The organism is Amycolatopsis sp. (assembly GCF_035276945.1).
Lineage (GTDB): Bacteria > Actinomycetota > Actinomycetes > Mycobacteriales > Pseudonocardiaceae > Amycolatopsis_E.
In genome coordinates this window covers 20,805-29,027 of record NZ_DATELF010000071.1, presented here as the reverse complement: position 1 = coordinate 29,027, position 8,223 = coordinate 20,805, and the positions used below count along the sequence as shown (strand labels likewise).

The window sequence follows — 8,223 nt, the reverse complement described above, 5'->3', positions numbered from 1 at the left end:
ACCCCGACGGGATCCTCGTCGAGGCCATGGCGCCGCAGGGTGTCGAGCTGATGGTCGGGGCGAAGCGCCACTCCGCCTGGGGGCCGGTCGTGATGGTCGGACTCGGCGGCGTCTGGGTCGAGGCGCTCGGCGACGTCCGGCTGATCCCGCCCGACCTGGCCGAGGCCGAGATCGTCGACGAGCTCAGGAAGCTGCGGTCGGCGAAGCTCCTCCGCGGGTTCCGCGGGGCCGAGGCCGTCGACCTGGGCGCGGTGGCGCAAGTCGTGGCAACCGTGGGCCGGCTCGTGACGGAACATCCCGAGATCGTCGAACTCGACATCAACCCCCTGCTCGCCCGCCCCGACGGCGTGACGGCGCTCGACGTGCTGATCGTCAGCGGCGACGACCACATCGGAGAGACGGTGAGCCGAGCATGACGGAGAACGCTCCCAGGGCACGGGCCATGAGCGGCACGACCGGCGCCGATGTCGATGCGGCACTCGAGCATGTGCGGACGGCGGAGCGCGAGGCCGGGAACCTACCGGGCCTGCCCCAGCTGGACCCCGGCTGGCGCCCCGGCCGCGCCGCGGTCGTCGGCGCCGGGACGATGGGCGGCGGGATCGCGATGGCCTTGGCGAGCGCGGGTGTCCCGGTGACGCTGATCGATCGGAGCACGCAGGACCTCGACCGCGGTCTGTCCCGAGTCGCCGCGAACTACGCAGCGAGCGTGCGCCGCGGACGGCTCGACGAAGCCGAGGCCGACCGGCGGCTCGCGCGCATCAGCCGGGCCATCGGCCTGGAGGCGGTCGGTGACGCCGACGTCGTGGTGGAGGCGGTCTTCGAGGAGCTGTCGGTCAAACAGGACGTCTTTCGCGCGATCGATCAGCACGCGCGACCCGGCACCCTGCTCGGGACCAATACGTCCGCACTGGATATCGACGCCATCGCGAGCGTGACGAGTCGGTCGCAGGATGTCGTCGGCGCGCACTTCTTCAGCCCCGCGCAGGTGATGCGTCTGCTCGAGGTCGTGCCAGGAGCGCAGACGGCACCGTTGACGGTGGCTCGCCTGATGGCATTGGGTCGGCTAATGGGCAAGGTTCCGGTACGCGCGGGCAACGCGCGCGGGTTCATCGGCAACGCGATGCTGTTCGACTACTACCGGGAGTCTCTGTTCCTCGTCGAAGAAGGGGCATTCCCGGCCGACGTCGACCGCGTTCTCACCGGGTTCGGGTTCGCCATGGGCCCGTTCACCATGACCGACATGGCCGGACACGACCTGGGTGTCGAGTCGCGTCGCCGCGCTATCGCGACCCGGCCGGAGAGCCGCCGCTACGCCGATCTCGACCTGTTGCTCGTCGATCTCGGCAGGCTCGGTCAGAAGAGCGGAGCCGGGTGGTACCGCTACGCCGAAGGAGACCGGACTCCGCGGCCCGACCCGGAGATGAATCAGCGGATCGTCGAGTACTCGGCTCGCATCGGGATCGAGCGCCGCCGGATCGGTGACGACGAAATTCTCCGGCGCTGCTTGTGCGCGCTGGTCAACCGGGCGGCGTGGCTGCTCGGCGAAGGCATCGCGGCGAAGCCCGGTGATGTCGACGTCGTCTATGTCACCGGTTACGGCTTCCCTGCCGCCCGAGGCGGCCCCCTCTACTGGGCGGACTCGGTTGGGCTGGCGACCGTGCTCGACGGTGTCGAGCACCTGCACCGGACGCACGGGGCGTGGTGGGAGCCCGCACCCCTGCTGCGCCGGCTCGGCCGGGCCAACGCCACCTTCTCCGGTCTCGGCACCACGGGAGCCCCCGCATGACCACGCTCGACGTCGAGTCCGGGCAACCGCGCCCGGCCGGAATCATGGCGCCCTGCGCGCGACCGCACAATATCCGAAGGACGGTCAATGTCTGACAACACCAACAGGAAGCGCATTCCGCGAAGCATTCTCATTTTTGGCGCGAGTGGTCACATCGGCGGGCCGCTGGCAGGCTTTCTTCACCGTACGGAACCGCGGATCCGGTTGCGCCTGGCCAGCAGCAAGCCGGAACGCGCCGACGACCTTCGCCGCGATTTCCCGTACGCCGAAGCGGTCTACGCGGACTACTTCGACCTGCCTTCGCTCGAGTCCGCCGTGGAAGGGATGGAGGGAGTCTTCGTCATCACGACGGCCGGGACGGACGAACGGCCGGCCATGACAAACCTGGTGGCCGCCCTCAGGAAAGCGGGTGCCGCGGTTCATATCCTGCGTGCTGTCGGCCTGCAGCCCGAGGCCAATCCGCGTCGTATCCCGCAGTCCATACGCGAAAGGGGTTCCGTGCTCCCCATCCAACATCCCATCGCGAAAAAGATTCTCGATGAGAGTGAGTTGCCGGTGACCTATCTCAACATCGGCGCGACCTTCATGGACAATTTGTTCTGGATGAAGGAGGGCCTGCGGCGCGAGCGCAAGCTCATCTGGCACAACCGCCTCATTCCCTTCATCGATCCACGGGATATAGCCGAGGTCGCGGGACGCCTGTTTCTCTCGGACAACCATCGGCACATCGGCCAGTTCCACACCTTGAACAACGGCCATGATTACCTGCGGTACAGCGACGTCGCCGAGCTCATGAGCGAGGTCATGGGCGAGAAGATCACTTTCGACGCCAGCAAGGAAAGCTTCTTCAAGGCGTACCCCCAGAAGTTCGGTGCGCGAATCGCGGACGTCTGGGAGTTCTTCGAGTACGAGAAGGAGAACGAAGTCGTCTGGGCCCGCAACGATTTCGTCGAGCGCATGCTCGGGCGTAAACCGCTCACCTTGCGGGAGTGGCTGCAGGAAAACGCGAAACTCCTCCTGACGTAAGCCCTCATCCGGTCTCGACACCCTGGGAGCCCCGCATGACCACGCTCTACCAGCCGGCGATCGATCTCGACGCACTCCACGCACTCGACATGCACACCCACGTCCACGCCTCGGTGACCGAGGACGCGGCAGCGGTCAACGCGAGTCTGGCCGCGATGGCGAAGTTCTTCAAGTCCGACGAACTGCCGCCCGGCACGCTCCCGGACCTGGCCGCGTACTACCGCCTACGAAACGTCGCCGCCGTCACCTTCACCGTCGACCCCGGACCTGCCGCCGCGGAGCCGGCGCTGACCAGCGACGAGATCGTCGACCTGGCCGCGAAGAACAACGACATCGTGATCCCGTTCGGCAGTGTGCACCCGGACCGCGGCGAGGAGGGCGCCCGGCTGGCCGAGCGGCTCATCGTCGAGGGCGGGGTCCGCGGCTTCAAGTTCCACCCGAACGCGATGTCCTTCTTCCCGAACGACCGTAAGGCATACGACCTCTACGAGGTGCTGAACGCGCACCGGATTCCCGCCCTGTTCCACACCGGACAGTCGGGCGCGGGTGCGGGCACCCGCGGGGGTGGCGGAATGCGGCTGAAGTACTCCAACCCCCTCCACCTCGACGACGTCGCGGTGGACTTCCCGGACATGCCCATCGTGCTGGCCCACCCGTCGTTCCCCTGGCAGGAGGAGGCGCTCGCGATCGCCGTCCACAAGCCACAGGTCCACATCGACCTTTCCGGATGGTCACCGAAGTACTTCCCACCGATCCTGGTCCAGTACGCCAACACACTGTTGCGGGACAAGGTGCTCTTCGGTAGCGACTTTCCCCTGATCACCCCCGACCGGTGGCTGGCGGACCTGGAGAAGATCGGGATCCGCGACGAGGTCAAGCCGGGCCTCATGAAGGGAAACGCGATCCGGCTGCTCGGGCTGTGACCGGTGACCCCAGATCTCAGCTAGCTCGGCCATCTCCTCCGGTGTCGGGACATGCCCGCTTTCGGTACCCATCCGAACGTGCTCGAAGATGCGCTCGAAGCCGCCGGGGGAGAAGAGACCATGCTGTTCATGCGATGACAGTCACCGTAAGGAGTGGTCACAGGGTTCGGTTATCCCGCAGACGCGTGGCCTATCCGATTTGCGTAGACGTCCGGATCGGCCCTCGCGATTTGGCCGATTTCTCCCTGGCCCAGGTCCCGCTCGTGGGCCGGGCCTCGATTTCGGTGGGATCCGAGACCTTCGTGCCGGCCCCGGACAATGCCTCCGGCCTGGAATCGGGTCGCCGAGCGTCGACTACCGTGGAAAGCACGAATCAGCAACTGCTTCTGCGTGTGGACCGGGCGCCGGTCCAGCGGGTGCTCCGCAAGAAGCTGGGCCGGGAACCGAAAGCGCCCATCGTCTTCGACCCGCAGATGGATCGCACGATACCGGGCAACCGCACTGTTCGCGGTCTGTTGAGACTGTTGGTCGATGCCATCGACGCGGCGACGGCACCGCCGTCGATCGCTTTGCGCGAATTTGAAGGACTGCTCGTCGGCCAGCTGATTCTGGGACGGCCCGGCAACTATCACGACGAACTCGACCGCGGCCCTCGGCCAACCGTCACACGCCCGATCACACGGGCCGCCGACTGATCGAAGCGCACTCCCACGAGTCGCTGACCGGCGACGACATCGCCGACGCGATGGGCGCCGGCGTCCGCGCCCTGCAGGACGGTTTTCGGCGCTACAACGGCACCACACCGGCGGCGTTCCTCCGTGACATTCGGGTGTGACGGGTGCGGACCGCACTGATGCAGGCCGATCCGGCCGGTACGACCGTCACCGACATCGCGGTCCGCTGGGGCTTCCCGCACCCGGGACGATTCTCGGTCGTGTACCGTCGCCGATTCGGCGAAAAGACGTCGCAGACGCTGCCGCTGAAGACCGGCCGTACGACGCGGACACACTCGTGACCAGTGCCGGATGAACGCGCCCGCGATGGTGTCGAGGGACCTGAGCAAGGAACGCCGACCCGCCCAGGCGCTTGGCGCGGCGGACCTGCTCGGGCGCCGCCGCGTGGGGCGAACCTCGATCTCGACATCCTTTGGACAGGTCTGTACGTTCGTGGGATAGCGCGGGCCCGCCCAGTTCCCTACCGTGTGGATGTGATCGGGAAATTGTCTCCGCCGACCGGACCGAGTGACCGGCTTCGGCGGTGTTGCCGCTGACATCGTGCACGGGCAATTGAAGTTGGTTAGGTAACGAGTGCGCCAATTTCGTTGATGCACCTCGAGCAGACAAGGAGCGACTGATGGTGCGGGTCGCGATCATCGGTGCGGGGCAGTCGGGGGCTCAGTTGGCGCTCGGACTTCTCCGGCACGGTTGCGAGGTCTCGCTCGTGAGTGACCGTACGCCGGAGGCGATCCGTACCGGCAGTGTGCTGTCCAGCCAATGCATGTTCGACTCCGCCCTGGTCACCGAAAGGGAACTCGGCCTTGACCAATGGACCGCCGAATGCCCCGGCATCACGTCGTTCGCGGTGGCCGCTACGGGTGAGTCTCCCTACGCGTGGTCGGCCCCGCTGGCCGCGCCGGCCCAGTCGGTGGATCAGCGGCTGAAGTGCGCGGCCTGGGCCGAGCAGGTGGCGGCAGCGGGTGGCAAGCTGGTGATCCACGCGCCCGACGTGGCGGCTCTCGACGAGTACGCGCGCACCCACGACCTGGTGGTGGTGGCGACCGGCCGGGGCGACCTCGGCCGGCTGTTCCCACCGGACCCGGAGCGCTCGCCCTTCGACCGGCCGCAGCGGGTGCTCGCGCTCGCCTATGTCACCGGCATGCGGCCGCGCCCGAACGACGCCACGATCGGCATCACTCTGATACCGGGGGTTGGGGAGTGCCTCACCCTTCCCGCGCTGACCACGTCCGGTCCCTGCGACGTCGTCGTGTTCGAGGGGATTCCCGGTGGGCCGCTGGACTGCTGGGACGACGTCACCGAGCCGGAGCAGCAGCTCGCTCGCATGCTGGAGATGCTGTCCAGGTTCGTGCCCGCCGAGTTCGAGCGATGCGCCGACGTCACGCTCACTGACCCGGGTGGCGTGCTCCGTGGCCGGATCACCCCACAGGTCCGGGTGCCGGTGGCCAAGCTGCCCTCTGGCCGGCCGGTCCTGGGCCTGGGGGATGCCGTGGTGCTCAACGACCCGCTCACCGGGCAGGGCGCCAACCTGGCGGCCCATGCCGCCTCGTACTATCTCGACAACATCGTGCGCAACCCGAGCGGCGACTTCGACGAGGCGTGGATGCGCCGGACGTTCGAAAGGTTCTGGCGCGGCTGGGCGCAGTGGGTGGTCGAGTGGACCAACTCGATGCTTGTCGTGCCGCCTCCGCACCGGGCCGGGCTGCTGGCCGAAGCGGCGGAGAATCCCGAGATCGCCGCGGCGATCGCCAACGGGTTCGACGATCCGCGGCAGTTCTTCCAGTGGTGGTTCGATCCCGTCGCGGCGGCCCGGTTCCGTGCGGAGAAGCTGGCCGTGCGCCAGGGCAGGTTCGATCCCCGCGAGCTCCGTCGCGCGCTCGGCCAGTACGCCACCGGGGTCACCGTGGTCACCGCCCGTGGTCCGGACGGGCGGAAGGTCGGCATGACGGCGAATTCGTTCACCTCGGTGTCGATGGACCCACCGCTTGTGCTGTGGTGTCCCGCCAAGAACGCGACGAGTCTGCCGGCCTTCGCCGAGGCAACCCACTTCGCGGTCAATGTGCTCGGTGCGGACTCCGAGCACATCGCCCGTCAGTTCGCCACTCCGGCGCCGGACAAGTTCACGGCGCTGGACCTGGTCGAGGGCACCGGCGGCACACCGGTTCTGCCCGACGCGGTAGCCCAGTTCGAGTGCCGCACGGTGCAGTGCATCGACGCCGGGGACCACGTGGTGTTCCTCGGAGAGGTGGAAAGTTTCCGGGCGGCCGGCGGCGATCCGCTGATCTTCCACGCCGGTGTCCTGCGTTCGCTGCCAGCGGGAGCGGAATAGCTCGCGATCGGGATTGCTCCCCCAGGGTCCACCCATCGGAACCGAAGCCGTGAACCATCGGCGCCGTGGGCGTTACCGTGCCGGCAGATACCAATCCGACCGAAAGTACGGCGGAGCATCCAACGTAGGCCGGACGCCGGTCGGCTTACTTTCGGTCTTCTTGGTACCTGCGCCCGCACAGCGGTGTGGATGAGCCAGGAGGAGCACTTGATGAATCTTTGTTCACCGGAGTTTCACACTCTCACCAGTGTTCGTGGTCGCGGTCACGGTGTGCGGGCGATGACGATTGCCCGGCACCCCGGGGTCGCCGCTCAACCTCGTTCGCACATCACCAATCAGCGTACGGTCGAGGTCTTCCGCGACCTTGGTATCGAGGAGCGGGTGCGACCCGCGATCACGTTGTAGTGCTTCCACGCTCGGTGTTAGTGTTGGCGCTGAGTCATATCACCCGCGACGTCGGGGGCGATATGACATGCGGGAGGACGATCGATGGGTACGGACCAGGTCGATGCCACGCTGCTGAACATCGGGGCCGAGGATGTCGCGGTGTCGCCGCCCGCGGAGGGAGCCGACGTCTTTCCCGAGCACAAGGCATCCCGGGAGCCTGTCGCGCAGCGAATCGTGGTCACACTCGAAGCCTGCGCCTCCCGGCAGGGTGCGATGACGATCGTCGAACTCGTCGAGGCGACCGGCTTGGCAAAGACCACGGTGCACCGGATGTGCTGGAAGCTGGTCGAACTGGGGCTTCTCGAGCACTCGTCGCGGGGATTCTGCGTGGGGAGCAAAGTCTTCGCGCTCGCCGCGACGAACCCGCGAATCAGCCAACTCCGTGTGGCGGCGATCCCGCACCTGGTCGAACTTCAACGACGCACGGGTGCGATGGTCAACCTCGCGACGTTGAGCGGCGGCCGGGCACTCATCATCGATGCGCTTTTCACGGAAAGGTCCTCGCGGCTCCCGAAGCTGGTCGGGCACGCGTTGCCGCTGCATTGCACCGGAGCGGGCAAAGCGATCGCCGCCGCTCTCGATCTCGAGGAGCGTGAGAGGCTTTTGTTCGGCGGTGGGCCGCTCCCCTCGGTGGCGAAAAGCACCATCGTTCAACCAGGACTCCTGCGCCGGCACCTGCAGCGGGTGGCCGAGACCGGCATCGCCGTGGCGGACGGAGAGTTCCTGCCCGGTGTCAAGGCGTTGGCAGCGGGATTCCGCTTGCGCGACGGTGGCGCTGTGGCGATCGGCGTGGTCGAGGCGTGGAACAGCCAGACGCTCCGCGCCGCGCCGGCAGCGGTGGCCGATGCGGCGGCGGCCCTTCGCCGCGTATTGAACTAGCCAGGGCCGGCAGGGCGGCAGCCGCCGGCCGGGCTGGATCTCGGCGGAATTCCCGCCTGGCGGGACCACATCTTTGCGTCGCCGATCGCGCTCGACCTA

The 8,223-nt window shown here is 67.4% G+C and carries 9 protein-coding genes; all 9 read left to right on the top strand.

Going from position 1 to position 8,223, the window contains the following annotated elements:
• Positions 1-416, top strand: a 416-nt coding sequence (locus VJT49_RS12200; RefSeq protein WP_324164879.1) for an acetate--CoA ligase family protein, incomplete at its 5' end; no start/stop codon positions are given.
• Complete coding sequence (locus VJT49_RS12195) at positions 413-1,786, top strand: 3-hydroxyacyl-CoA dehydrogenase (protein ID WP_324164878.1); 1,374 nt, start codon at positions 413-415, stop codon at positions 1,784-1,786. The genes VJT49_RS12200 and VJT49_RS12195, both read left to right, overlap by 4 nt.
• Positions 1,787-1,873: 87 nt before the next feature.
• The gene (locus VJT49_RS12190; RefSeq protein WP_324164877.1) at positions 1,874-2,812 is read left to right on the top strand and encodes an NmrA family NAD(P)-binding protein; all 939 of its coding nucleotides are present in this window, start codon (positions 1,874-1,876) and stop codon (positions 2,810-2,812) included.
• Positions 2,813-2,847: 35 nt separating this feature from the next.
• Complete coding sequence (locus VJT49_RS12185) at positions 2,848-3,735, top strand: amidohydrolase family protein (protein ID WP_324164876.1); 888 nt, start codon at positions 2,848-2,850, stop codon at positions 3,733-3,735.
• A gap of 134 nt (positions 3,736-3,869) precedes the next feature.
• The gene (locus VJT49_RS12180; RefSeq protein WP_324164875.1) at positions 3,870-4,430 is read left to right on the top strand and encodes a hypothetical protein; all 561 of its coding nucleotides are present in this window, start codon (positions 3,870-3,872) and stop codon (positions 4,428-4,430) included.
• Between the two features lie 143 nt (positions 4,431-4,573).
• Positions 4,574-4,750 carry a hypothetical protein gene (locus tag VJT49_RS12175; RefSeq protein ID WP_324164874.1) on the top strand — a complete coding sequence of 59 codons (177 nt, stop codon included), beginning with the start codon at positions 4,574-4,576 and terminating at the stop codon, positions 4,748-4,750.
• A gap of 338 nt (positions 4,751-5,088) precedes the next feature.
• Positions 5,089-6,798 carry a flavin reductase gene (locus VJT49_RS12170; protein WP_324164873.1) on the top strand — a complete coding sequence of 570 codons (1,710 nt, stop codon included), beginning with the start codon at positions 5,089-5,091 and terminating at the stop codon, positions 6,796-6,798.
• Between the two features lie 189 nt (positions 6,799-6,987).
• Positions 6,988-7,203, top strand: coding sequence for an FAD-dependent monooxygenase (locus VJT49_RS35190; RefSeq protein ID WP_414635922.1), 216 nt, complete (start codon positions 6,988-6,990; stop codon positions 7,201-7,203).
• Between the two features lie 84 nt (positions 7,204-7,287).
• On the top strand, positions 7,288-8,124 hold the full coding sequence (locus tag VJT49_RS12165) for an IclR family transcriptional regulator (protein ID WP_324164872.1): 837 nt from the start codon (positions 7,288-7,290) through the stop codon (positions 8,122-8,124).
• Positions 8,125-8,223: the final 99 nt, after the last annotated feature.